Source organism: Rhodococcus sp. YL-1 (genome assembly GCF_001942025.1).
Taxonomy (GTDB): Bacteria; Actinomycetota; Actinomycetes; order Mycobacteriales; family Mycobacteriaceae; genus Rhodococcus_F; species Rhodococcus_F qingshengii.
In genome coordinates this window covers 1126482-1149518 of record NZ_CP017299.1, presented here as the reverse complement: position 1 = coordinate 1149518, position 23037 = coordinate 1126482, and the positions used below count along the sequence as shown (strand labels likewise).

The window sequence follows — 23037 nt, the reverse complement described above, 5'->3', positions numbered from 1 at the left end:
TCTCTGCTTTACCGACCCGGTATCTACCGGTCCAGAACGTGATCCACCAATCGATCCTCGTGACCGGAGACCAAGGCCTCGGCATCACCGGCGTCCACATGACCGAACCAGGTGCCACCGGGGTTCGCGATCACCAACGGGCCCAGGTTGCACGGGCTCAGACAACCGGTTCCGGTCACCTTTGCCGAAGTGCCTTTGGCCGCCGCGCTCATCGCCCGGTGCAACGGTCCTGCTCCGTACGCCATACAGCGAGGGCCCTTGCACACCAACAGATGCCTATCGTGCTGCTCGATCACGGACCAAGCCGGACTGCGATACGACGCCGGACTCGCGGCGATCGGCTTTCCCGCCGAGTCGAGTTCGTCGATCAACTGCGCGGCCACCGCACCTTCGAGCGTTTCCGATTCGTGGAGCGTCACTTCCAGTTCGGCGTCGATTCGGGTTTCGCGCCAGTTCGCAACCGCCTTGCTTGTCCACGTGAGCAGGTACCGATCCCTCGGCACCGCAACTGGAATCAACACGACCTTGTCGACGTCATCGACATGGGCTCGATCGAGTTCCTCGTGAAGGCTCGGCGAAGCGACATCGAGGTACGCAACGCGAACGTCGGCGTCGGTGCCGGCCCGAACAGCGTCGAGCATCCGTCGTGCAGCCGACTCGTCCAGGCCGCTGACAGTCGGCCGTAAGACGACAATCACCCGACGCGAGCACCGGTTGTTGCTCATGCCGACGGCGCGGTTGTCCAGTCGATGCTGCTCGACGGAGCCAGCCCGAACTCTTCGATCTTCGCGCGCAGCTGTTCCGCGCCGTAGATATTGGGGAACCCACTGGTGAACATGGCGAGCGGGAGTACGACGAATCGGTTCTGCTTGACGGCGTCGAGGTCGCGTAGTCCTTCTCGGCTCTTGATCGCGTCGATCTTGCCCTGTACTTCGTCAGCACTCTTCTTGTAGTCCATGATCACGATGACGTCGGGTTCGGACTTCGCCACGGTTTCCCAGCTCGCTTTGAACCAGGTGTTGTCGACATCGGCGAACACGTTGGTTCCTCCGGCCGCGTCGATGATTCCGTTGGGGGCTCCGTTACCACCACTGGTGTACAGATCTTCCACACCGCTGTCGTAGATCAGCACCTTCGGCTTGTCGGCGGCATCTGGCGCGGACTCCAGACGTGCCAAACGTGAATCCAATTCGGTCAATGCCTCGGCGGCGGTGTCCTCGGTTCCGAACAGCTTTCCGTAATTGGTCACGTCCGCACGAAGGGCATCCCACGGACCCATCGTGCCGAGCGCGGAATCCGCTGCGGCACTCTGCCGACAACTATCGGAGATCACATATGCATCGATGTTGTTGCTCTGCAGCGATTCCGGCGTCACACCGGAGGCGCCCTTGAACAAGCCACTGTAGGAGCCGACCACCAGGTCCGCCTGCTTACCCAGAATCGTCTCCATCGTGATCGTTCCGTCCAGGTGTGGGACGTCCGCAATTCCAGGGCCGAACATCGACTCCATGACCGCGTCGTTGTTCGTGTTCAACACGACGGCCGCGAGACGATCCAAACCGCCGACTCGGAGAATGGTGCCGATATTGGCCGCATTGCTTGTCGCAACGACGTTCTCGATCGGAAGCTGGAAAGTGCTTTCGGTCCCGCAGTTCTCCAATGTCACCGAAGTCTTGTCTGCAGCTTCGTCCACCGGTGCAGTTGCCGAGCAGCCGGCAACTGTCAACAACGCTGTCGCGGCTACAACCGCACCGAACGACGCTCGAGTCTTGACATGTATCAAAGTGCACTCTCCGAAAATGATTGTTGTAGTTGAGAATTTCGTGATTCGAATACGAGGTGTGAACGGCCTGTCGCGGGGTTCACGAGCTCGAAAGTCTCGACGCCGAAGACAGTTGCCACCACCGAGGCGGTGAGTACGTCGGATGGATGTCCGAACGCCCTGGCCACTCCATCCGCGAGCACGAGCACCCGATCGCACACTGCCGCAGCCAAATCGAGGTCGTGCAGTGCCATGATCACCGTCCGGTCCAACGACCGGACCAGATCGAGCAGTTCGAGTTGATGCCGGATGTCGAGATGATTGGTCGGCTCGTCGAGGATGAGCACACCGGCGTCCTGCGCGAGACCTCGGGCGAGAAACACCCGCCGGCGCTCACCGCCGGAAAGCGTGTCCATCGAAGAGAACCGGTGCTCGATCATTCCGACCTCGCCCAGAGCACGATCGACGACGGCATTCTCGTGCTTTCCACCGACGCTCCAGGGCTTTGCATGTGGTGTGCGGCCCAGACTCACGTACTCGTGAACCAACAAATCGGCGGGGCTCTGCTCTTCCTGCGCCACAAAGGAAATGGCTTTGGCCCTCGACCGCGCGGACATCGCGTGCACGGAGTCGCCGCCGACACGAATGTCACCGCCGGCGATCGGCCCGAGACCGGCGAGAGCACGCAAGAACGTCGACTTGCCCGAGCCGTTCGGACCAACCACGCCGACCACTGCGCCGGCGTCGGCCGCGATGTCGACGCCTTTGACGATGGTTCGACGGTCGATGCGGACAACTACTCCGGACGCGGTCAGCGCCAGGGCTCGGGCGCTCACGAACTGCCACCGAATCGGTAGCGCCGACGGCCGAGAAGCAGGAGAAACAGCGGGGCCCCGATCACCCCGGTCACCACGCTCAGCGGGATCTCGGTCGGCCGCAACGAGGTCCGCGCCACGACGTCGACCCACACCAGGAAGGACGCGCCGATCAGTGCTGCCGCCGGTAACACCACTCGATGTCTGGCTCCGACGAGCATGCGTGTGACGTGCGGTATGACCAAGCCTACGAAGGCAATCGCGCCGGACACTGCAACCATCGTGCCGACCAACGCTGCCAGCACGCCGAACAGCACGTTTCGCAGGGTTCGGACGGGAATGCCGAGCGAAGCCGCGACGTCCGGTCCGGCCGCCAGCGCATCCAGCCAACCGTGCAGGGCGAACACCGCTGCCGTCAGCAGGAACACAACGATGACCGGCGCCCACAACTTGTCCCAGGATGCCCCGGCCAAACTTCCCAGGAGCCAGAACAATACGGACTGCGCGGCCTGGGAATCATTGGTACGCAGCACCAGAAAACTCGCGATCGCCGACAAGGCGGATGCGGTAACGGTGCCGGTCAGAACCAATCGCAGTGGAGTGATACCGCCTTGCAGCGTCGCGATGGTGAAGACGAGAATCGCAGCTCCCAGCGCCCCGATCATCGCGCCGAAACTGAGCGCCCACACTCCCGCGCCGGCGAACAGTCCGGTGGTGATGACGGCGGTGGCACCGACACTCGCGCCGGACGACACTCCCAGCAGGTGGGGATCGGCGAGAGCGTTACGGACGAGGGTTTGCACCACCGCGCCGGCGACGGCAAGACCAGCGCCGACGGCCAGACCGAGCAGTACCCGAGGTGCTCTGATCCCCCACACGATCGCAAGTTCGGAACGCGTGACGGGTGGGCCTCCAAAGCGCGAGTGCACCACGTCCACCACAGTGGACACGGGGAGCATCTCGGATCCGAATGCCAACGCGCACACAGCAGAGAGCACGGCGACGACCAGCAGAGCGGGCAGCACGATACCCGGACTGAGCCGTCCTCGAGGCGCACCAGCCTTCGGCGAAGGCAGGTGGGTAGGTGGAGACAGAGCTCCGCCAACAGCATTCATGGTGTGACCGATCCATCCTCGTGGCATGACACAACGTCAACGAGGGTGGTATCTGGCTACGGTCGACGCAGGGACGACCTCACAGTGGCGGGACCGCGCCGGAATTGCACCGACTTCCCATTACCTCGATGATGACGTCAGAAACCATAACGGACCGCGGTCACCATTCCGCACACCGGATCAGGATTCCGACGCGATCATCGATCTCGCCTGCCGCACGACGGCTTCCGTTCGCACTCGAAGTTCCTCGGGTGAATCCGATTCCAGCACAACCCGATGCACCTGACTGTCCACGGCAGTCACAGTCAGCCGCGACGTCAACAACGCATCCTCCGCACTGAAACCGTGGCTCTGGAGGTACTCCGAAAAGCCGAGTACCAGTTGACGATTCATTCCTTCGACCTGCTCGATGAGCTCACGCGTACGTGGAACCTGATCGTAGAGCAGGTGAAAGAACTCTCGCGGCTTACTGTTCACTTCGACCGCGCACTCCACCAACATCCTCACGGCCTCGTCCAGGGAGAGTTCGCGCTCGACGATGTCGGCAAGGCAGAGCGCAAAACTCTCCCGCGCAGCACTCACGTGACGGTTCGCCAACTCCGCAAGGATCTCGTACTTGTCGCTGAAATACTGGTAGAGCGAGCCCACCGACACCCCTGCTTCGTCAGCGATCCGGTTGGTGGTCGCTGCCATGGCTTCCGAAGCGAAAACGCGAGTAGCTGCCTCCAGGATCGCGTCGTAGGTAGCCCTCGAGCGCTGCTGGGAGGGCCTTTTCCGCCGAGTCGACACGGTCCTCCGATGCGAGTTGTCAGCCGCGACGCCGATACCGAGAATTGTGTAGGTGACCAGCGCCGATTACTCGAAGTTTATGCCCGACCGGTACACCGACTACATGCCGGCGCCGACCCCGACGTGGTGGGAGTGGAACGGCAACACCGTCCACGTCGCACGGGCCGTGGTTCCAGACGCGCCGGTTCGTGTTCTCGGCATCCACGGCGCCGGCGGCTACTCGGGCGCGTTGTGGCCGTTCGCCGGGATCGGCGTGAAACTCGGCGCCGAAGTCCTCTTCCCTGATCTTCCGCTGTACGGCGACACCGTCGTAGCCGATCCCGCCGGCGTCCGGTACGAGCAGTGGGTCGGTCTCTTCTGCGATCTCGTCCGGGCCGAGAAGGCAGCCGACGATCGGCCGCTGGTGTTGTTGGGCGCCAGCATCGGCGGTCTGCTGGCCTACGAGGTAGCCGCGCGGACCGGTCTGGCCGACGCCGTCGTCGCTACCTGCCTGCTCGATCCCTCGGATCCATCGGCCAGAGCTGCCGCGGCGCGGTTCGGCCCGATGGGTGTCTACGGCGCTCCCCTGATGCGGCGCACCGAACGACTGGTGGGCCGTATCCGCGTGCCCATCCGTTGGGTCGCCGACGTGGCGAACATGAGCAGCAATCGGGAGCTCGCAACGCTGTGCGCAACCGATCCGCGCGGTGGCGGTGTTCGGATGCCACTCGGATTCCTCAGCAGCTACTTCTCGTTCGAGCACACCGCACCCGAAGCATTTCGGACGACGCCCGTTCTGCTCACCCACCCGGCCGACGACCGATGGACGCCACCCGAACTGAGCCTGCAGTTCCTCCGCCGCATCAACGCACCCACCGAATTCGTGATGCTGGACGGGTGCGGGCACTTTCCCGTCGAAGAGCCGGGCCTGACGCAGTTCCACGACGCCGTCGCCACACTGCTGCACTCCGTCGCCGAGCGTCACCGCACGAAACCGTCGTCACCCGCCTAGCCTGAGAATCGTGAGCACCGAAACGGAAGCATCGGCCGACGAGAGCACCACGACGGTCGTACTGGCGTTTGCGGCGAACGCGCTGATCGCCGGTGCCAAGACGGCGGCCGCCATCGTCACCGGATCTGCATCGATGGTCGCAGAGGCCACCCACTCCTGGGCCGATACCGGCAACGAAGTGCTGCTGCTGATCGCGAACCGCCGCTCGAAAAGGGTTCCCGACCGAGACCAGCCACTCGGCTACGGCCGGGAGGCCTACATCTGGTCGATGTTCGCCGCCCTCGGACTGTTTGCACTCGGCGCGGGTGTCTCGATCACCCATGGCATCCAGGAACTGTTCCATTCCGAACCGGCGTCCGACTTCGGTGTCGCCTACGCCGTCCTCGGCGTCTCGTTCATCCTCGAAGGCATCTCGTTCCGGCAGGCGTACAAACAACTCCGAAACGAAGCGTCCGCCGTGAACCGCGACGTCATGACCCAGGCACTCAACACATCCGACCCGACGACTCGGGCCGTGTTCGCCGAAGATGCTGCGGCACTTATCGGTTTGGTCATCGCGTTCGTCGGTGTTCTGTTGCACCAGGTCACCGGTTCGCCGATCCCCGACGCCCTCGGCTCCATCTTCGTCGGCATTCTCCTCGGGGTCATCGCAATCATTCTGATAGATCGGAACCGCCGCTTCCTGGTCGGCGAAGAGGCCTCACCGACGCTGCGGGCAGCAGCCGTCGAAGCTCTCACTCAACTACCCGAAATCAACCGAATCACGTTCCTACGCATGGAATACCTCGGGCCGCGACAGGTCTACCTCGTGGCCAGCGTCGACCTGGTCGGTGACTACGCGGAATCCCGTGTGGCCCACACGTTGCGCGAACTCGAGCGCTCACTCGAGCAGAGCCCACGTGTCGTGCGGGCGATCCTGACCCTCTCGACCCCCGAAGAACCGTCGATCACGGTCTGAACTTCCGGCCGGGCGATAGGCTCGGGCGATGCGCACACTGATCGTGATTCTGGCGGTTCTGGGATTTGTCGTCGGGGGAATTCCCCTGGTGGGCAGTCTGATCGACGTGATGACCAGTCCTGACGAGACCATCGTCTATCAGGGTTCCTACGTACCACTGCGCGGCGTACAGATGGCTCGGGACTACGAGTCGTCGTTGAACATCGCTTTCGACGCCCGATCGGACAATCCACGCTGGCTCGTCCTGGCCTGCTATCCCTTGATCGGAGCAGCATTGGGCGCTGCGACGGCCGTCGTACTGGGACGTCGCGGGTGGCACCTGACGCGAGCCTGAACAGACGCCGACGGCCACCCGCCGTCTACACGAGGGTGGCCATCGAAGAAGGAGTGCTTCAGATGTACATCGCCGGATCGATGTAGCTGTTCGGGTCCACCAGTTTTTCCTTGGTGGTCCGTGGCCGCGCCACCGCCGGGATACCCGTCGCGATGGATTCGGCCGGAACATCTCTGGTGACAACGGCATTGGCGCCGATAGCGCTACCTTCACCGATGACGACAGGTCCGAGGATCTTGGCACCAGCGCCGACGGTTACCCGATCACCCAGCGTCGGGTGACGTTTGACCTGTTCGAGCGAGCGACCACCGAGAGTGACGCCGTGATAGAGCATCACGTCGTTACCGACCTCGGCCGTCTCCCCGATCACGACGCCCATGCCGTGGTCGATGAAGAACCGTCGACCGATGGTGGCACCGGGATGAATCTCGATGCCGGTGACGAAGCGTGTCAGCTGCGAGAGCACTCGCGCCGGGCCGCGCAGCGCAGGGACGGCCCACATGCGATGTGCAACCCGATGCGCCCAAATAGCATGCAGCCCTGAATAAACGAGCGCGTTCTCCACATTGCTGCGCGCGGCAGGATCCTGACCGCGCGCAGCCTGCAGGTCCTCGCGAATTGTCCCGAGGATACTCACAAGTCTCAGTCCCGGATGTGTTCGAACAGCGGGGTGGAGATGTAACGCTCGCCGAAGTCACACACGACAGCCACGATCAGCTTGCCGGCGTTTTCCGGACGCTTCGCCAACTCGAGTGCTGCCCAGACGATGGCGCCGGACGAGATGCCGCCCAGGATGCCTTCTTTGGTGCCGAGTGCGCGAGCGACCTCGATGGAATCGGGGAACGAGACGTCGATGATCTCGTCGTAGATCTCGCGATCGAGGACGTCGGGCACGAAGTTCGCGCCGATTCCCTGGATCTTGTGGGGGCCGGGCTGGCCACCGTTGAGGATCGGCGAGTCGATGGGCTCGACGCCCACGATCTTGACCTCGGGCTTGTACTTGCGAAGGGTGCGTCCGACGCCGGTGATAGTGCCGCCGGTGCCGATGCCGGACACGAAGATGTCGACGGCGCCGTCGGTGTCGGCCCAGACCTCTTCGCCCGTCGTTGCCTCGTGGATGGCCGGGTTGGCCGGGTTCGCGAACTGGCTGGCCGAGACAGCGTTCTCGGTCTGCTCGACGATTTCCTTGGCCTTGGCGACCGCACCGGCCATGCCCTCGGATCCCGGGGTCAGCACGATCTCGGCGCCGTAAGCACGCAGCATCACGCGACGCTCGGTGGACATGGTCTCGGGCATGGTCAGGATGACCTTGTAGCCGCGAGCAGCACCGACCATGGCGAGTGCGATACCCGTGTTACCGCTGGTTCCCTCGACGATGGTGCCACCGGGCTTGAGTGCACCGGACTTCTCGGCGGCGTCGATAATCGCCACGCCGATCCGGTCCTTGACGCTGTTGGCCGGGTTGTAGAACTCGAGCTTGACGGCGACCTGTGCGTCCAGGCCCTCGGTCAGACGGTTGAGCCGCACGATCGGGGTGCGCCCGACCAATTCGGTCACGTTGTTGTAGATCCCGCTCATATCTGGTCCTCCTGAGGATCGAGTGTGTCGACCCGCTCGCTGATCACTGCTTTACGGCTGAACTGCATAACGGCTGAACTGCTTAACGGCTACAGGCAAGGGCATACAGACGACCGATGCCGCATCGGTTCATCAAATTGAACCAATGCGGCATCAGGCCACTACATACGGGGGCGGTTTATCAGGCCAACCGCTGCTTCAGAGCTTCGAACTCGTCGCGAATGCCGGTCGGCAGCTTCTCGCCGACGAAGTCGAACCACTCTTCGATGAGCGGGATCTCGGCCTTCCACTCGTCGATGTTGACCGCGAGGGCCTCGGTGATGTCGGCGTCCGACACGTCCAGGCCTTCGATGTCGAGTGCCGATCCGGTGGGAACGACGCCGATCGGTGTGTCGATACCGGCAGCCTTGTGCTCGATACGCTCGACGATCCACTTCAGGACGCGAGAGTTCTCGCCGAAGCCTGGCCACAGGAAGCGTCCGTCGTCGCCGCGGCGGAACCAGTTGACGTAGAAGACCTTGGGGAGCTTGGACGCGTCCGCGGACTTGCCGAGGTCGATCCAGTGCTGGAAGTAGTCACCGACGTTGTAGCCGAGGAACGGCAGCATTGCCATCGGATCGCGGCGAACCGTACCGACCTGGCCTTCGGCTGCTGCGGTCTGCTCGGAGCCGACCGTTGCACCCATGAAGACGCCGTGCTGCCAGTCGCGAGCCTCGGTGACCAGCGGAACCGTCGTCTTGCGGCGGCCGCCGAACAGGATTGCCGAGATCGGCACGCCCTTCGGGTCGTCCCACTCGGGAGCCATGATCGGGCACTGCGACATCGGGGTGCAGTAACGCGAGTTGGGATGAGCCGCATGGGTGCCCGACTCGGGCGTCCACTCGTTGCCCTTCCAGTCGATCAGGTGCTGCGGGTCGCCTTCGAGGCCTTCCCACCAGACGTCACCGTCGTCCGTCAGAGCGACGTTGGTGAAGACCGTGTTGCCCTGGTCGATGGTGCGCATGGCGTTGGGGTTCGAGGACCAGTTGGTGCCGGGAGCCACGCCGAAGAAACCGAATTCCGGGTTGACGGCGTACAGCTGTCCGTCCTCACCGAAACGCATCCAGGCGATGTCGTCACCGAGGGTCTCGGCGCGCCACCCGGGGATGGTCGGCTGGATCATCGCGAGGTTGGTCTTGCCACAAGCGGAGGGGAATGCCGCCGCGATGTAGTAGGCCTTGTCCTCGGGCGAGATGAGCTTGAGGATGAGCATGTGCTCGGCCAGCCAGCCCTCGTCGTGCGCCATTGCCGAGGCGATACGCAGCGAGTAGCACTTCTTGCCCAGGAGAGCGTTTCCGCCGTAGCCGGAACCGAAGCTCCAGATCTCACGATCCTCGGGGAAGTGGGTGATGTACTTGGTGTCGTTGCACGGCCACGCGACGTCTTCCTGGCCTTCGGCCAGCGGAGCGCCCAGCGAGTGCAGCGCCTTGACGAAGAATCCGTCGGTGCCGAGCTTGTCGAGAACCTTGCTGCCCATGCGGGTCATGACGCGCATGGATACGACGACGTACTCGGAATCGGTGAGCTCGACGCCCAGCTTCGGGTCCTCGGCGTCGAGGGGGCCCATGCAGAACGGCACGACGTACATGGTGCGTCCACGCATGCAACCGCGGTACAGGTCACCCATGAGGGTGCGCATCTCCGCCGGGTCCATCCAGTTGTTGGTGGGACCTGCGTCGATTTCTTCCTTCGAGCAGATGTACGTACGCGATTCGACTCGCGCGACATCGGACGGATCGGAGTTGCCGAGGAAAGAGTTCGGCTTCTTCTCGTCGTTGAGGCGGGTGAAGGTTCCTGCCTCGACCAACTTCGTTGTCAGTCGGTCCCATTCTTCGTCCGAGCCGTCTGCGAAGACGACGCGATCAGGCTGGGTGAGTTCGGCAACCTCTTGCACCCATGCAAGCAGTTCCTTGTGCTGCGTGGGGGGCGTGCCGTCAGTTCCATTGAGACCGGGAATGGTCGCTGAGGTCATCAAACTCTCCTGGGGTGAGCCGGAACCGGGTTCTCGTGACACCGGATGCGAACTGCAGCGCCCCGATACCAGTCGATCCCGGTGTCCCCCTCTCGACGGGGTCCAGCCGCGTCATCCACTCACGTGGATTTCACGGACGCCGGGTGTCCTATGTATTGAGGTTAACGCTGGCTGTTCACCTGCAGGTAATCGGGTGCGGTCAGAAATGTCACAGAAACGATTCAGTTGGTGTGTTCAGGTGCCTACCCGGCGCTCAGAGCACATAAACGGAAGCTTTTCAGAGCGCTCCGGCATCGATTTTCTGCCACACGAGGGCGCCTTCGTCGTCTCGACTGCATTCCCAGGCCGAGTAGTCGCCGTCCGAGTCGATCATCGTGAGGCGATCGGCGCTACCGTCGCGATCGAAATCGGACACGATCACGACGGCGTCGTCGGAGTGGACGACACGGCTGTCGACCGTTCCGTCACCGTCCAAGTCGAAGGCGTCGAAGTTCAGGTCGCCGGCATCGACCGGTCCCGACGCGGGCCCGAAGGTCTCGGGCTCGATACGCCCAGGATCGAGCGCTTCGGCTTCGTGCCCGTCGATGTGTCCGGCCGTGATCAGAAATGCGTCCATTACTCCCCCTACTGGATGGTGACCTACTGCTTCGGCAACCCCTACCGAAACCGTCCGCTCAGTATTACCAGACCCCGACGATCAGTCGAGGCCGAAATTGCGGCACTGTGGAGAACTCTGCACTCGCGGAATGATCAGTAGGCGGCGTTCAAAACGGCGAGGTCGCGCTCGCACGACGCGAGCTGACCCGATCTGGCCGCGGCGAGCTCACGAAGTTCACCGTCGATCTCCACGATTCGGGCCTGCGCCGACGCCACCTGCTCGCGGCTCTCCGCCATGATCGCCGCTCCCAGATCCGCCTCGGCCTCGAGCAGAACACTCTGGACTCGCTGCTCCCACTGTGCGCGAACCGTCGACATCGATTCGACGATCCACGACCTGGAGTGGGCACGATCGGCCGTCAGCCCGCGAGTTCGCGCCAACCACCACGCCGCGGCGCCACCCAGAATCAACGTCACGGGGATACTTGCGAACTCCAAGGCCGGAATCATTTCCAGCGGAGTCACTGCGATACGGCCGAGGCCGAGACCCGCGGACGCGCCGACAAGAATTGTCACCCGGTCCTCGTTTCCGCGCTGACGGCCCGGCAGGCCCTCCGGAATCTGCGGGGAAGGCATGTATCCGTTCGTCCCCGCAGATTCCACCGCTGCCGCCATCGCGGCGTCGAACACCCGGGTGTGATGGTCGACCTCGTGCTGCAGTCGCGTCGGCACGCTGCCCAATTCGGCTCGCGAGGCCGCATCGACCCAGGCACGTGCCCCGGCGACCGTCGCCCGGGTTGCCTCGGCGATTTGTTGTGACAGATCCCCGCGCGCTCGTTGCAGTCGGCTTCGCACCTGCACCAGGCGTTCGCCTCGCCGGCCGTCACGATCTGTGAGCAGCTGCGATCGCTCGGCCCGCAATTCGGCACCAGGAACACTGTCACGTAGATTCCGGATCTCCATCTCGATCATCCGGCGCGTCTGTGCGATGACTCCGGAATCCGAACCACCTGCTTCCCTCTCCCGTGCCGCCCGGCTCACGACCGCAACGAGTGACTGCTCCCGACCAGGCGCAATCGGGACCACCGGAGCCTGAGCAAAAGCGGTGCAGTGCGAAGCGAGAATCTCGGCATCACGCCGGCGCACCGCCTGCCAGTCTCGATAGACGTCGACGCGGGTCAGCGCCACCACCACCGGGGTTCCGCTCGCCGCAGCGTCGCCGAGGAGAAGGAGATCCTCGCGTCCGATCACACTGGCGGCGTCGACGACCAGAAGTACGACGTCGGCGTCCACCTCGCGTGTCACTGTCGAACAATCTTCCGAAGCATCGAACATCTGCGTGACGTCTTCCCCTCCACACCTTGGTGGACCCACAACGTAAATGCGAGTGCCACTGGATGTTTCGGCGGCGACCCGGCGACCCGGATCGGATGCCGGATTCCATCGCTGCACCACGCGCAGCACCGAATCCGGAAGTACCGAAACGCTATTCATCGGTCACCGCCGGGGCAGAGCGATCGCCTCCGAGCTGCGCCCACCGACGCACATACCCGCGTCGAATCAGTGAGACCCGTTGTTGCGGACACTGTTCCGACTCGTTCACGAGCTCGCTCCACCACCGGCTGCACGTGCCCGCGTCGTCAGCGGTACGAGGATCGGGAGGCTCGCCTTGACGCAGGGCTCGAATTTCGGGGCTCATCATCGCCGCCGCAGCGCCGAACAACACCGGGGAGTCCGAACTCAGATACAACTCGATCTCGTCCCTGCCCGCAGCGCTGCGCGAGGCAGATCGCCTCAGCGCCGGGCCGATCTGCTCGACCCGGCCCCACCACTGCGCCTCCAGAACAGGTCCGAGAGCCGCGAACAACTCTTCGACGCCGCGCCCGGTCAGTGTCTCCACCGGAACCGTGGGCACGCCGACGTTCTCCGAGATTTCCGCCGCCCGTCCCAGCGCCTCGTCCCAGCGCGGACCGAACAAGTCAGCCTTGTTCGCAGCGACGACCACACGATCGGAAACTCGAGCAATGGCTCGGCCGTCGACGTCGCGGACCGCGTCGACCACCACGTAGACAACGCAACGACGACCCAGATCGGGGTTCGACGTTCCAGGGACATCGAATGCCCTCGACTCGGTCACCACAACCGGTGCGCCGACAACTCTGCGCGAGAACCGGTCGTCGCGCCTCAGGATTCGCGCCAAAGACGACCGCCCCACCCCGGCGCGTCCGGCGACCACCAGCTCGAGCGGCGCAGTCAGCGATCCGAGCACCGAGTGGACCGCCTCTGCGGCTCCCGAATCGATCGACGTCAGCCGATATGCCAGAGCGCGCAGCTGATCGATCGGCTCCGAGCAGGCGTCGTCGATCGATTCTGCGGGCAACATTCGTGACCAATTACTGCATGCAAATCCTGTGTTCATCCCCACCCCACGTCCCCATCGTGTCGGTGAGATTCTGTCAGGTTCTCGGCAAGGACGGCAGGTGACACCACCCTTTCGCCGACAGTCCGAAGTCGACGGTTTCAGGACTTTCCGTGGAAAGTCTCAACTCAAACTTCAGACCCGTCTGCGCTAAACGGGGGTCATGCGTGACAATGGGTTCGTGAACGAAGCCGATCAGCATGCACCGCAGACCCCTGACACGGGGCAGACGGACCACACCAAGGGGTCCCGTCTCCATCCGAGAGTGACCAGCTTTCGCTCTCGCCGGGGTGCGCTGACCGACGCACAGCAGCAGGCTTGGGACCGTCAGTGGCCGCTCATCGGCGCCGACGTCTCGGACACACCGCTCGACGCGAACGCCTGGTTCGGACGCGAGGCACCCCTGATCATCGAGATCGGTTCGGGTACCGGCACCGCGACGGCCGCTATGGCCAAGGCGGAACCGCACGTGAACCTGATCGCGATCGAGGTGTACCGCCCCGGGCTCGCGCAGCTTCTCCAGCAGGTCGAACGCGAAGAAATTCCCAACGTGCGCGTACTGCGCGGTGACGCGATGGACGTACTCGAGAACATGGTCGCCCCCGAGTCGCTGACAGGCGTCCGGGTGTTCTTCCCGGATCCGTGGCCCAAGGCCCGCCATCACAAGCGTCGCCTCCTGCAGGGGCCGACGTTCTCGCTGATCGCCAACCGCCTCAAGCCCGGCGGAGTGCTGCACGTGGCAACCGATCACGCCGAGTACGCCGAATGGATCGAAGAAGCCGGCAATGCCGAGCCGCTGCTGACCGCACTCGACTGGGAGTCTCCGATGACCCACGAGCGTCCGGTCACCAAGTTCGAGGACAAAGCCCATAAGGTCGGAAGTGCAATCACCGAGCTTATATGGGGGAAGATCAGAGCATGAGCGTCAGCGAACAGCTATCCGACGACGTGACGTCGTCGGAATCTCCTCTCGACTTCGGTCGTGACTCCCGCCACCCCAAGCGGGTGCTTCTGGTCTGGGACGCCCCTAACCTCGACATGGGCCTCGGCGCCATCCTCGGTGGCCGGCCTACCGCCGCCTACCGGCCACGATTCGACGCTTTGGGTCGTTGGCTGCTCTCTCGCACCGCCGAACTGTCCGCACAGAACAGCGGCACGCTCGAGCCTGAAGCGACCGTCTTCACCAACATCGCGTCCGGCAGCGCCGACGTCGTTCGTCCTTGGGTCGAAGCCTTGCGTAACGTGGGTTTCGCGGTGTTCGCCAAGCCGAAGGTCGATGAAGACAGCGATGTCGATTCGGACATGCTCGAGCACATCGCGCTCCGGTACGGCGAGGGCCTCGCCGGAATCATGGTCGCGTCCGCCGACGGCCAAGCGTTCCGCGAACCTCTCGAGGACATCGCAGCAACCGGCATCCCGGTCCAGGTTCTCGGGTTCCGTGAACACGCCAGCTGGGCTGTGTCGTCCGATATCTTGGACTTCGTCGATCTCGAGGACATCCCAGGTGTCTTCCGTGAGCCTCTGCCACGGGTAAGCCTGGACACCCTGCCCGACGAGGGCGCCTGGTTGCAGCCGTTCCGACCGCTTTCTGCCCTGCTCATCGGGCGAAAAAGTGTTGCCGAGTAGGAGTTGATCAGTGTTCGCCAGCTGGGGAAGCATCGTCTATCGAGCCCGCTTCACCGTCATCGCTGTCATGGTGGCGGGGCTCCTCGGGCTCGCTGCGTACGGCCTGAGCCTGCAGGATCATCTCAGCCAGAGCGGCTGGGACGATCCGGGGTCGGAATCGGTAGAGGCTGCCAAACTCGCTGACGGCACGTTCGGACGCAGCACGACGGGTGACGTTCTGGCGCTGTACACGGCGCCGGAGGGCAAGACCGTCGACGACCCCGAGTTCCAAGCGAAGGTCATCGACAATCTGCAGCGACTCGTCGCCGACAACCCCGACCAGATCATGAAGATCAACGGCTCGTACTTCAAGGTCGACAACGGTCTCTCGGTGGCGGCCCTGGCGGACAAGACCAAGCAACACGCGGTCACCAGCATCGCGATCGCCGGAGACAACGACACCGCGGTGTCCAACAACTTCCGCGACGTCGAGTCGCAGTTCTACATCGACGGCGTCGACGTGCAACTCGCCGGCCTGCAACCTGTCGCGAATTCGCTCAACGACACGATGGCCAACGACATCAAGCGCATGGAAATGCTCGCGATTCCTGCTGTCGGTGTCCTGCTGTTCTTCGTCTTCGGTGGCGTCGTCGCTGCTGCCCTCCCGTTGATCGTCGGCGGTCTGACCGTCATCGGCGCCAACGGCATCATTCGACTGATCACCAACTTCACCGAGGTCAACGCGTTTGTTGCGCCCGTGGTCTCTCTGGTCGGCCTGGGTCTCGCGATCGACTACGGGCTGTTCATCGTCAGCCGTTTCCGAGAAGAGATAGCCGAGGGGTACGACACCCCGACCGCAGTACGCCGAACGGTCATGACGGCGGGTAGAACGGTCATGTTCTCGGCGACCATGGTTGCCGTCAGCCTCGGCGGTCTGCTGTTGTTCCCGCAGGGCTTCCTCAAATCGGTGGCTTACGGCGCCATTGCTGCCGTCATGCTTGCCGCGATCTCGTCCATCACGATTCTTCCCGCGATTCTCGGCATTCTCGGCAAGCGGATCGACGCGCTGACCTTCAAGAAGCTGCGCCAGACCAAGACCAACGAGGAAATCGAGAACGGTTTCTGGGGCAAGCTCACCCGCTGGGTCATGCAGCATCCGCTCAAGGTCGCGGTCCCGATCGTCGCGGCTCTACTGCTGATGATCATTCCGCTGACGGGCATCAAGTTCGGCGGTATCAACGAGACGTACCTGCCCCCGGACAGCCCCACGCGTGTCGCGCAGGCGCAGTTCGACGAACTCTTCCCCGGCAATCGCACCGAGCCCGTTCGACTCGTCATCGAGGGAGCCGACAACACCACTCTCGGTCAGATTTCCAAGACCGCAAATGCTGCGCCGGGTCTGGTCGAGAAGTTCACCCCGGAGGTTGCGACGAAGGACGGTGTCAACGTCCTCAAGGCCGGTCTGACGGAGCGGAACGAGGCACGTCCCACCATCGACTATCTGCGGTCCGCGGACTGGCCCGAGGGCACAACTGTGCTGGTCGGCGGTACTCCGGCCATCGAGCAGGACAGCGTCGACGCATTGCTCGATCGTCTGCCGCTGATGGTCGTATCCGTCATCCTGCTGACGACCTTGCTGATGTTCTTGACGTTCGGCTCGCTCGTCCTGCCCATCAAAGCCGCATTGATGAGCGCGCTCGGACTGGGTTCGACGCTCGGAATCTTGACCTGGATCTTCATCGACGGGCACGGTTCCGGTCTGTTGAACTTCACACCGGGGCCGATCATGTCTCCCGTCCTGGTGTTGATCATCGCGATCGTCTACGGCCTGTCGACCGACTACGAAGTGTTCCTGCTCTCCCGCATGGTCGAAGCGCGAGCGCAGGGCGCGAGTACTACCGAATCCATCCGTATCGGCACGGCACATACCGGACGAATCATCACCGCTGCCGCACTGATTCTGATCGTGGTCACCGGCGCATTCGGCTTGTCCGATCTGGTGATGATGAAATACATCTCCTACGGCATGATCTCCGCGCTGATCATCGACGCGACTCTCATCCGAATGTTCCTGGTCCCCGCGACCATGAAACTGCTCGGCGACGACTGCTGGTGGGCTCCGGCCTGGATGAAGCGGATCCAGCAGAAGATCGGGCTGGGCGAGCCGATCCTCGACAACGAGCTGGTACTCGCGAACGTCCCGCAGATCGCGCCTGTCGGTGCGATCGCCGGACCGGGTCAGCCGCGCAAGATCGAAGCGGCCTCGCGGGTCATGCCGCCGCCTGCCCCGGCTGCACAGCCGGAAAGCGGACCTCGCGTTCCCGATCCTCTCACCGAGCCCATTCCGCTCAGCGAAATGGCGATCAAGGCACCCAACACGGAGGCTCCCGCCGCGGAGAAGCCGGCACCGCGACGTCGTCTCGATATCGGGAGTGCAGCCAGCGCCCCCCAGAACCTGATCGAGGCACCGGTACCCAATCCCTCGTACCGGCCGCAACCGAATGCCAGCGACAAGCGCAGAAACCCCACGCCCGCTGCGCCGGCCGAGCGTCCCATCGAGAGTTGGTTGTCGGACCTGCGGGCCCGGGAACAGACTCCCCCGGCCTCACGTCCACTGCCGGTGGTCCGGACGCCTTCGCGGACAAACGGTTCGGCGACCAACGGTGCTGCCAGCAGCAGTTCAGGCTCCAACGGCGCGAGCCGGAACGGCTCCGCAAACGGTGCTACCAACGGCTCTGCAACAAACGGTTCAGCCCCGACCTCGGTGGAGGCGACCCCCCAGTCGCCGCCTCCACCGACCGCTCCGGAGCGTCGTAACGGGGTTTTCACGGATTCGCCTTCGCCTACCAACGAGCCCCGAGTCTCGGACGCCACCCCTGACGGCGACGACAACGCCACCGGCAGGCACCGGCCTGACGACGCAGGCGCCATCAGCGTGAGCGAGCTCATCGCTCGCCAGAAGCGAAGCTGACCTGCTCCTGCTCCTGCTTGGCGAAGGCTCGTGCATAACGTGTCCCGACCAGCAGGAGCAGCAAGCCGACCACCAGGAAGGCAACGCTACGCACCAGCCCACTGAGTGTGGCCAGGTCGAAGAGGAACAGCTTTGCCACGGCCGCACTGGTGAGAGCAAGCCCGGCTCCGAGCAAGACGCGAGCGTGCTGGCGGTTGTTCAATCCGAGCACCAGCGCTGACGTGGCGGCAAGCATCCAGACGATGGTTGCAACGCTGTGCCCGGCAACGAAACCGGTTGCACTGTCGAAAATTTCGACGCCGGATGAGACGAGCGCGCACGTCACCGCGTAGAGGACACCGAACCCTGCGGCCGCCCATAGAACCGCTGCATTCGAATCGGCAATCAACTTCAGTCGGTGAATCGCCCAGACCAGCATCACCAGTGCACCTATCGCCGTCAGGCTCGAGAGTGCCGTGATCGCACCGAGTTGCCTGGATGCGGCGCGAGCGGTCGTCAACGCCTCCGGCGGAACCGTCGTGAGGTATCCGATCGATCCGATTGCCGCAAAGGCGGTTCCGAGCGCGAAGACGAAGCGCGAACCCGCATACAGCGAGACTCCGAGGAAGATCATTCCGACCGTGAGGATCAGCGGTACGACCAGAGATTCAGTCGCCCCGGAGAAGCAGCAGAGCAACAATGCGAGGGCGCCGGTTGCGCCCAGTCCGAATCGCAGTTGCGTCGGCAAAGGCTTGGCCGCCGCTGCAGCCGAAAGAAGTAGTGCCGCAGCAATTCCGTACAGCACTGCGGATTCGGTGCGCCCGAGCACGGCTCCGACGCTCATCAGCGGAAGGGACGAGACAACAAAGGTAGCGGTGGACCACGCCCCTGCAATGCCGTCACGCGAGGGCGAACCCGTCCACTGCATAACCATCGCGCAGCCGGCCCCCACGATTGCAACCACGCCGGCACTGACCACCAATTGCACTGCACTGTTACCGGATTCGTCAAAGATGGACTCCGACGCTATCGCTGCGAGCAGTGCGAGAACCACCGGTACGGTGCGCGCCATGCCCAGGTACTTCCAGTCACGACCGAGCTGGGCGGAGAATGTCGCCGACTGGATCGCGAAGAGGAAACCGATGAGGGTCAACGATATTCCCGACGTCAACACGGGAGCCAGCAGCGCTGCTCCCAGAACGATCATGAGCGCCAGCGATTCGGAATGCCACTTCACGGCGAGGGCAACGCCGGCGGCGGCGATTCCGAAGGCAATCACCACCGCGAGCGGTGTCGTCACCCAACCGTAGAGAACGGAGGCTGCGACGACATCGAGATACATCCCTGCAAAACCTGTGGCAGCCAGGGCAATTGCCCCCACTTTGCCCCCTGGTCGTCCGTGGACCCGCACCCCGGCAAACACCAAGGCGCCGGAAAGGAGCGCACCGCCGAGCACCCGCAGCGGAGGTCCGAAGAATCCGGCCTGCGCTGCAAGTACCAGCAGCATCACGACGCCGATCAGTGTGACGGCAACACCGGCCGCGGCCAGGAGTCGACTGATGACACCGTCGCGTTGCCACCAGGGCTGGCGAGGTGCGGCAACCGGATACGTCGGCGGCTGCCACGCGGGCACGCTCTGCTGAGAACGCATTGGCGGCATCTGCGGCACCTGTGGCACCGGAGCTGCGGGTGCCGGGACTACCGCCATGGGCGGGGTCGCAGTAGCCGAGGCCAGCTGAGTCTGCAGGATCGACAGGTTCTGGCCCATGTGACGCAACTGCCGGCCGATGCTGTCGCACTCGGCCGAGAGGGCGGTCACCAGTCGCGGATCGACGGCGGAAGAGCTCGGTGTGGTCATGGCTTCGAGCTTGCTGCGTGGCCGAACCGATCAGATGAGTAGTACTACTCGATCAGCCTGGGGACTTCTCGTACTCAACTGAGGACACCTTCGACTGACAGCACCCTCGACTGACTGCATCATCGACTGACAGGGCACTAACGCCGAGGTGCCGCGTTCCGCAATCGTTCGGACAGAAGCCGACCCGAAGTGTGAAGCGGAGCGGGATCCTGACGCGCCCGAGCAAGGACCAGCGCGCCCTCGAGTGCGGACAGAGCGAGAATTGCCTCGGACTCGGAGTCTTCGCGGGACCAACCGTCTGCCTCGAGGCGCTGAGCCAGCAGTGCGAGCCACGAGTTGTACCCGTCCGCACAAGCACCGCGGATGACCTCGGATTCCGTTGCAGCATCCAGTGTTGCCGTAGCCAGGGCGCATCCACGTTCGTAGTCCGAATCCGACAAACGCGCAGCCAATGCGGCGGCGAATGCCGAGATCGCGGTGGCTGCATCGGGTGAGCTCTCCAGCAGGTGCCGGATGAAATCGGCCATTGCCTCGCCACGTCGCCTCAGAGCCTCGCCTGCGAGTTCTTCCTTGCCGCCGGGAAAGTGAAAGTACAAGGAACCTTTGGTAGTCGCACTAGCCGAGAGAACTTCCGACACCCCCGTTCCGGCGTAGCCCTTCCGCTGCAACAAATCGGCAGCGGCATCGACCAACAAATCCCTCGTAGACATACGTTCAATATACCGATCAGTACACATATCGACAACACTTGAAGTGCATAAATTGTCAAAACCTTGCATCACTAGACCGATTGGTACATGATTCGGGAATCAACAAACCGGAGCACGGCCAACGACGCTCACGACGACGAAGGACTGAATCGATGTCACCGAATTCCCCGAACAACACCACCACGACCGTCCTCGGACCGGACGAAGACCTCGCCGGGACCCTCGCGGCCACCGGCGTCCGGATGATGGTTCGTAACAAACAAACCGAGGGAGGTTTCTCTCTTGTACAACACCGCATCGCTCCGCATTCGATGACCTCACCGGTCCATCGCCACAGCCGGGAAGACGAGTACACGGTGGTTCAAAGTGGCCGCGTCGCAGCGATGGTCGGAGACGAGGTCGTCTACGCGGAGACCGGCGCCATGATCTTCAAACCGCGTGGCCAGTGGCACGCCGTGTGGAATCCCGACGACGCTCCAGCACGGATTCTCGAAATCATCACGCCCGGAGGGATGGAAGACCTGTTCGAACTGATGCCGAAACTACTGGCCGAAGCAGGTTCCGCCGCGGAATCGGTTGCAGCGCGGGTAGAAGCAGACTTCGGGATCGAATTCGATCTCGTTGCCACCGCCGAGATCGCACAGACACACGGTGTGGGATTCGGCATCGAAAGTCACTGACCGACTGTCAGCACCTACCGATCGAAGGAAAATTCATGCTTGTACTCACCGGAGCAGAAGACCTCAGCGCCAACCTGAACCAAGAGCTGGGCGTCAGCGACTGGCACGATGTCACCCAGGAGTCCATCGACGAGTTCGCCCGGGTCACCGGCGACGATCAGTGGATTCACGTCGATGTGGATCGCGCGAAGGAGTCGCCGTTCGGCGGAACCATCGCGCACGGCAACTACACGCTCTCACTCGGCCCCAAGTTCTCGTACGCAATGTTCTCGCTCGAAGGTTTTGCGTTTGCTCTCAACTGCGGATTCGACAAGGTCAGGTTGCCCGCTCCGCTTCCGGTCGGCTCTCGTGTCCGCATGCGCGCGACGTTGAGCAAAGTCGAACCGATCAACGGCGGTGTCCAGATCACGGTGACGCAGACGTTCGAACGAGAACACGGTGACAAGCCCGTGTGCGTCGCCGAGATGTTGACCCGCGCGTATCATTGAAAGGTCAGGAGCCGAACATCTTTCGGATCGTGGTACCGAAGGGATGCTTCGCGGTGACACTGCCGAATCGCACCTTGCCGTGCACCACCAGATGCAGCGGGCCCATCTGTGGGCCGGAACGAACCTTGTTCGACGCGCTTCCCCCGACTGCCTCGACACCGTTCATGTCCACCGTCGCCTCTTCGGGAACGATCAGTGAAATCGAGCTGGCGTAGTCGTCGATCGAGATGTTCACGACCTGCGTCTGCATCACCGCACGCGTGAAATCGATAGTCACACTGGACATTCTGGTGTCGACCACGACAGCTGGTGGAACGATCCAGGCACCGTTCCGCGTCACCGTCGCCATTCGTCCACGGATCACGGCAGCATTTGCCGCTCCGTAAGTACCTACAACCGGAGCCCCGACGGGAGCGCGGTAAGGCGGGCTCGGGTGAACCGGCGGCGGTTGGGGTTGGTACGTCGGCGCCGGGTAGGGCTGGCCTTGGTACATCGGCTGACCCGCATTGGGATACGCGGGTGGGTCGTAGTCGGAGATCAGTGTGATGCCCGGAAGATCGGCGAGAACCGAGTTGAGCTCACCTCGTGTCTTTGCGGCCAAGGCAGTGTCCATGCGCTCGGTGAACTCACCGAGCGAGAGCATCCCTTGACCGACAGCTTTCTGCAGCAGCTCGCCGACATGCTCTCGTTCGGCATCGGATACGCGTAGATTCCTGGCCTCCATGATTTCCAGGATAAACGTTATTCGAGACCTTGTTCTATCGCGTATCGCGTGAGCTCGACGCGATTGGCCAACTGAAGCTTCCGAAGCGTTGCCTGCACATGGTTTTCGACGGTCCGGTGGCTGAGCGAGAGCCTCGTGGCGATCTGTTTTGCGCTCAGCCCCTTGGCGACAAGACGGAGCACTTCGGTCTCACGGTCGGTGAGCCGAGGCAGCTCGGGTGCGCGATCGTCGGCCGGTGCCGTCGACATCCGGCGGTACTCACCGAGCACCAATCCGGCGAGGCCGGGGGTGAAGACGGCTTGTCCGTCGAAAGTCGCTCGCACGGCCTCGAGCAGTTCCGCCACCGAAGCACTCTTGACCAGGTAACCCGACGCTCCGGCTTTGACCGCGTCGAGGACGTCGTCACGTTCGGCAGAGGCCGAAAGCACCAGTACCTTGCTCTTCGGCGAAACCTCGAGAACTGCGGTGGTGGCGTCGGCACCGTTTCCGTCCGGCAGGTTCATGTCCATCAGAACCACCGCCGGTTGCACGGCGGCGGCCCGGCGGCGCGCACTCTCGACACCCTCCGCCGTGGCGCTCACGGTGAAGCCGGCAGCTTCGAGGTCCCGGGAGACACCGTCGCGCCACATCGGGTGATCGTCGACGACCATCAC

General features: G+C 63.3%; 23 protein-coding genes and 1 riboswitch. Of the genes, 8 read left to right on the top strand and 15 right to left on the bottom strand.

What is annotated here, in order from left to right; translation table 11 throughout:
* Nucleotides 1–23 precede the first annotated feature (23 nt).
* From BH682_RS05315 to BH682_RS05295, 5 genes are all read right to left on the bottom strand, one after another.
* Nucleotides 24–725, bottom strand: a complete 702-nt coding sequence (locus BH682_RS05315) for a (2Fe-2S) ferredoxin domain-containing protein (RefSeq protein WP_075832332.1) — start codon at nucleotides 723–725, stop codon at nucleotides 24–26.
* Nucleotides 722–1783: an ABC transporter substrate-binding protein gene (locus tag BH682_RS05310; RefSeq protein WP_075832330.1), complete on the bottom strand. Its 1062-nt coding sequence runs from the start codon at nucleotides 1781–1783 to the stop codon at nucleotides 722–724. The genes BH682_RS05315 and BH682_RS05310 overlap by 4 nt, the downstream gene beginning before the upstream one ends.
* Nucleotides 1780–2598 carry an ABC transporter ATP-binding protein gene (locus BH682_RS05305; protein ID WP_075832328.1) on the bottom strand — a complete coding sequence of 273 codons (819 nt, stop codon included), beginning with the start codon at nucleotides 2596–2598 and terminating at the stop codon, nucleotides 1780–1782. The genes BH682_RS05310 and BH682_RS05305 overlap by 4 nt, the downstream gene beginning before the upstream one ends.
* Nucleotides 2595–3602 carry a FecCD family ABC transporter permease gene (locus BH682_RS05300; RefSeq protein WP_075832326.1) on the bottom strand — a complete coding sequence of 336 codons (1008 nt, stop codon included), beginning with the start codon at nucleotides 3600–3602 and terminating at the stop codon, nucleotides 2595–2597. Before BH682_RS05300 ends, BH682_RS05305 begins: the two co-directional genes overlap by 4 nt.
* 117 nt (nucleotides 3603–3719) lie before the next feature.
* Nucleotides 3720–3856: riboswitch (cobalamin riboswitch) on the bottom strand.
* Between the two features lie 16 nt (nucleotides 3857–3872).
* A complete protein-coding gene (locus BH682_RS05295) occupies nucleotides 3873–4481 on the bottom strand; it encodes a TetR/AcrR family transcriptional regulator (RefSeq protein WP_075832324.1) in 609 nt (202 codons plus the stop codon).
* A gap of 52 nt (nucleotides 4482–4533) precedes the next feature.
* Here BH682_RS05295 and BH682_RS05290 point away from each other — a divergent pair, with 52 nt between their 5' ends.
* Genes BH682_RS05290 through BH682_RS05280 form a run of 3 tightly spaced genes read left to right on the top strand, consistent with a single transcriptional unit; the run spans nucleotide 4534 to nucleotide 6764 of the window.
* The gene (locus tag BH682_RS05290; protein WP_075832322.1) at nucleotides 4534–5472 is read left to right on the top strand and encodes an alpha/beta hydrolase; all 939 of its coding nucleotides are present in this window, start codon (nucleotides 4534–4536) and stop codon (nucleotides 5470–5472) included.
* Between the two features lie 10 nt (nucleotides 5473–5482).
* A complete protein-coding gene (locus BH682_RS05285; protein WP_042452614.1) occupies nucleotides 5483–6430 on the top strand; it encodes a cation diffusion facilitator family transporter in 948 nt (315 codons plus the stop codon).
* 28 nt (nucleotides 6431–6458) lie between these two features.
* Nucleotides 6459–6764: a hypothetical protein gene (locus BH682_RS05280; RefSeq protein WP_075832320.1), complete on the top strand. Its 306-nt coding sequence runs from the start codon at nucleotides 6459–6461 to the stop codon at nucleotides 6762–6764.
* Nucleotides 6765–6822: 58 nt separating this feature from the next.
* Here BH682_RS05280 and epsC read toward each other — a convergent pair whose 3' ends face one another.
* The 6 genes from epsC to BH682_RS05250 form a co-directional block, all read right to left on the bottom strand.
* Entirely contained in the window at nucleotides 6823–7401 is a 579-nt protein-coding gene (gene epsC / locus BH682_RS05275; protein WP_003945907.1) for a serine O-acetyltransferase EpsC, read from the bottom strand.
* Nucleotides 7402–7406: 5 nt separating this feature from the next.
* Nucleotides 7407–8342, bottom strand: a complete 936-nt coding sequence (gene cysK / locus BH682_RS05270) for a cysteine synthase A (RefSeq protein ID WP_003945916.1) — start codon at nucleotides 8340–8342, stop codon at nucleotides 7407–7409.
* A 181-nt stretch (nucleotides 8343–8523) separates the two neighbouring features.
* The gene (locus BH682_RS05265) at nucleotides 8524–10353 is read right to left on the bottom strand and encodes a phosphoenolpyruvate carboxykinase (GTP) (RefSeq protein ID WP_003945806.1); all 1830 of its coding nucleotides are present in this window, start codon (nucleotides 10351–10353) and stop codon (nucleotides 8524–8526) included.
* A 277-nt stretch (nucleotides 10354–10630) separates the two neighbouring features.
* Nucleotides 10631–10969 carry a DUF6802 family protein gene (locus tag BH682_RS05260; protein WP_083954649.1) on the bottom strand — a complete coding sequence of 113 codons (339 nt, stop codon included), beginning with the start codon at nucleotides 10967–10969 and terminating at the stop codon, nucleotides 10631–10633.
* A gap of 134 nt (nucleotides 10970–11103) precedes the next feature.
* Entirely contained in the window at nucleotides 11104–12255 is a 1152-nt protein-coding gene (locus BH682_RS05255) for a hypothetical protein (RefSeq protein WP_223304687.1), read from the bottom strand.
* Nucleotides 12256–12436: 181 nt separating this feature from the next.
* Entirely contained in the window at nucleotides 12437–13369 is a 933-nt protein-coding gene (locus BH682_RS05250) for a GTPase domain-containing protein (RefSeq protein WP_232354233.1), read from the bottom strand.
* 163 nt (nucleotides 13370–13532) lie between these two features.
* Between BH682_RS05250 and trmB the strand changes: the two genes are divergently transcribed.
* From trmB to BH682_RS05235, 3 genes are read left to right on the top strand one after another with little or no spacing between them, the layout of a single operon-like run.
* The gene (gene trmB / locus BH682_RS05245) at nucleotides 13533–14291 is read left to right on the top strand and encodes a tRNA (guanosine(46)-N7)-methyltransferase TrmB (RefSeq protein WP_007734493.1); all 759 of its coding nucleotides are present in this window, start codon (nucleotides 13533–13535) and stop codon (nucleotides 14289–14291) included.
* On the top strand, nucleotides 14288–14995 hold the full coding sequence (locus BH682_RS05240; RefSeq protein ID WP_003945733.1) for an NYN domain-containing protein: 708 nt from the start codon (nucleotides 14288–14290) through the stop codon (nucleotides 14993–14995). The genes trmB and BH682_RS05240 overlap by 4 nt, the downstream gene beginning before the upstream one ends.
* 10 nt (nucleotides 14996–15005) lie before the next feature.
* Nucleotides 15006–17945, top strand: a complete 2940-nt coding sequence (locus tag BH682_RS05235) for an MMPL family transporter (protein WP_007734492.1) — start codon at nucleotides 15006–15008, stop codon at nucleotides 17943–17945.
* Here BH682_RS05235 and BH682_RS05230 read toward each other — a convergent pair.
* Together BH682_RS05230 and BH682_RS05225 are read right to left on the bottom strand one after the other, a co-directional pair.
* A complete protein-coding gene (locus tag BH682_RS05230; protein ID WP_075832316.1) occupies nucleotides 17920–19782 on the bottom strand; it encodes a DUF2339 domain-containing protein in 1863 nt (620 codons plus the stop codon). The two genes, BH682_RS05235 and BH682_RS05230, sit on opposite strands and share 26 nt — an antisense overlap.
* 137 nt (nucleotides 19783–19919) lie before the next feature.
* On the bottom strand, nucleotides 19920–20492 hold the full coding sequence (locus BH682_RS05225) for a TetR/AcrR family transcriptional regulator (protein ID WP_054188003.1): 573 nt from the start codon (nucleotides 20490–20492) through the stop codon (nucleotides 19920–19922).
* Between the two features lie 152 nt (nucleotides 20493–20644).
* On the opposite strand from BH682_RS05225, the gene BH682_RS05220 reads away from it, so the two are divergent.
* Both BH682_RS05220 and BH682_RS05215 read left to right on the top strand, forming a co-directional pair.
* Nucleotides 20645–21172, top strand: a complete 528-nt coding sequence (locus BH682_RS05220; RefSeq protein WP_007734488.1) for a cupin domain-containing protein — start codon at nucleotides 20645–20647, stop codon at nucleotides 21170–21172.
* A 35-nt stretch (nucleotides 21173–21207) separates the two neighbouring features.
* Nucleotides 21208–21660, top strand: a complete 453-nt coding sequence (locus BH682_RS05215) for a MaoC family dehydratase (protein ID WP_003945664.1) — start codon at nucleotides 21208–21210, stop codon at nucleotides 21658–21660.
* 4 nt (nucleotides 21661–21664) lie between these two features.
* On the opposite strand, the gene BH682_RS05210 is transcribed toward BH682_RS05215, so the two are convergent.
* Together BH682_RS05210 and BH682_RS05205 are read right to left on the bottom strand one after the other, a co-directional pair.
* Nucleotides 21665–22384, bottom strand: a complete 720-nt coding sequence (locus tag BH682_RS05210; RefSeq protein WP_007734485.1) for a DUF1707 SHOCT-like domain-containing protein — start codon at nucleotides 22382–22384, stop codon at nucleotides 21665–21667.
* A gap of 17 nt (nucleotides 22385–22401) precedes the next feature.
* Nucleotides 22402–23034 carry a response regulator gene (locus tag BH682_RS05205; RefSeq protein ID WP_047269712.1) on the bottom strand — a complete coding sequence of 211 codons (633 nt, stop codon included), beginning with the start codon at nucleotides 23032–23034 and terminating at the stop codon, nucleotides 22402–22404.
* Between the last annotated feature and the right edge of the window lie 3 nt (nucleotides 23035–23037).

Excerpts from the sequence above, each read along its gene's own strand:
- trmB (WP_007734493.1), top strand. The coding sequence starts at position 13,533 with ATGCGTGACAATGGGTTCGTGAACGAAGCCGATCAGCATGCACCGCAG.
- BH682_RS05250 (WP_232354233.1), bottom strand. The coding sequence starts at position 13,369 with ATGAACACAGGATTTGCATGCAGTAATTGGTCACGAATGTTGCCCGCA.
- BH682_RS05230 (WP_075832316.1), bottom strand. The coding sequence starts at position 19,782 with ATGACCACACCGAGCTCTTCCGCCGTCGATCCGCGACTGGTGACCGCC.
- BH682_RS05265 (WP_003945806.1), bottom strand. The coding sequence starts at position 10,353 with ATGACCTCAGCGACCATTCCCGGTCTCAATGGAACTGACGGCACGCCC.
- BH682_RS05280 (WP_075832320.1), top strand. The coding sequence starts at position 6,459 with ATGCGCACACTGATCGTGATTCTGGCGGTTCTGGGATTTGTCGTCGGG.
- BH682_RS05260 (WP_083954649.1), bottom strand. The coding sequence starts at position 10,969 with ATGGACGCATTTCTGATCACGGCCGGACACATCGACGGGCACGAAGCC.
- cysK (WP_003945916.1), bottom strand. The coding sequence starts at position 8,342 with ATGAGCGGGATCTACAACAACGTGACCGAATTGGTCGGGCGCACCCCG.
- BH682_RS05210 (WP_007734485.1), bottom strand. The coding sequence starts at position 22,384 with ATGGAGGCCAGGAATCTACGCGTATCCGATGCCGAACGAGAGCATGTC.
- BH682_RS05225 (WP_054188003.1), bottom strand. The coding sequence starts at position 20,492 with ATGTCTACGAGGGATTTGTTGGTCGATGCCGCTGCCGATTTGTTGCAG.
- BH682_RS05315 (WP_075832332.1), bottom strand. The coding sequence starts at position 725 with ATGAGCAACAACCGGTGCTCGCGTCGGGTGATTGTCGTCTTACGGCCG.
- BH682_RS05215 (WP_003945664.1), top strand. The coding sequence starts at position 21,208 with ATGCTTGTACTCACCGGAGCAGAAGACCTCAGCGCCAACCTGAACCAA.
- BH682_RS05240 (WP_003945733.1), top strand. The coding sequence starts at position 14,288 with ATGAGCGTCAGCGAACAGCTATCCGACGACGTGACGTCGTCGGAATCT.
- BH682_RS05205 (WP_047269712.1), bottom strand. The coding sequence starts at position 23,034 with ATGGTCGTCGACGATCACCCGATGTGGCGCGACGGTGTCTCCCGGGAC.
- BH682_RS05220 (WP_007734488.1), top strand. The coding sequence starts at position 20,645 with ATGTCACCGAATTCCCCGAACAACACCACCACGACCGTCCTCGGACCG.